This window comes from Cecembia lonarensis LW9, from assembly GCF_000298295.1.
GTDB classification, from domain to species: Bacteria; Bacteroidota; Bacteroidia; order Cytophagales; family Cyclobacteriaceae; genus Cecembia; species Cecembia lonarensis.
Map to the genome: position 1 here is coordinate 1 of NZ_AMGM01000224.1, position 948 is coordinate 948.

The 948-nt window shown below is 55.4% G+C and carries 1 protein-coding gene and 1 pseudogene; one reads left to right on the forward strand and one right to left on the reverse strand.

The features are described from left to right. A pseudogene (locus tag B879_RS20995) lies at positions 1-376 on the forward strand (tRNA nucleotidyltransferase); the annotation flags it as partial. An 82-nt stretch (positions 377-458) separates the two neighbouring features. Here B879_RS20995 and B879_RS21000 read toward each other — a convergent pair. Beyond that, on the reverse strand, positions 459-948 hold a 490-nt coding region (locus tag B879_RS21000), incomplete at its 5' end, for a cell division ATP-binding protein FtsE (protein ID WP_040401552.1).

The window sequence follows — 948 nt, forward strand, 5'->3', positions numbered from 1 at the left end:
GGTCACCGACTCGGCCGTACGCCGTCTGCTTTACGAAGCCGGCGATGATATAGACCCCCTGATGAAGCTCTGCCGGGCCGACATTACGTCTAAAGATGACAATCGGGTAAAGCGCTACCTGCGCAACTTTGATAAAGTAGAGCAAAAGCTGCAGGAAGTAGAGGAGAAAGACCAGGTGCGCAACTTCCAGCCCCCTGTGACGGGCGAGGAGATCATGGCCGCCTTTGCCCTGAAACCCTCCCGGGTGGTGGGCGACATCAAGGACGCCATCAAAGAAGCCATTCTGGAAGGCAAGATCCCCAACCAGCGCGAAGCCGCCTGGAACCTCATGCTGGAGCCGGCCCGGGAAAAGGGGCTGCAGCTGCATCAAGGATAGTAGAAATATAATTGCCAAAAAGGAAAGCCCCTGCTAGACTCTAAGCAGGGGCTTTCTTTTGAACTAGTCTTTATGGAAGGACTTAAAACTCGCTTCGAAAACTAAAGACATCATGTACCGAATCCAGCACCTTACCTTTTTCGCATTTGAGCACCCGGCCGGGATGGTCGTTGAGCAGCTTGTGGTTGTGGGTGGCCATTAATACCGCCGTACCACTGTTATTGATCTCCTGAAAAAGCTGAAAAATGCCCTCGGAAACATCGGGATCCAGGTTGCCGGTAGGCTCGTCGGCCACCAGGATCAGGGGTTCGTTGATGAGGGAGCGGGCAATAACAATCCGCTGCTGCTCGCCACCGCTGAGCTGGTGGGGCATTTTGCCGGCGGCAGAGTCCAGGCCTACCTGCATGAGCACTTCGGACAGGCGGCGCTTCATCTTGCCTTTATCGCCCCAGCCGGTAGCCCGCATCACAAAAAAGAGGTTTTCGGCTACGGTGCGGTCAAAGAACAGCTGAAAGTCCTGGAAGATAATGCCCAGTTTGCGGCGCAGGTAGGGCACCTCGTGCTGGCGGATC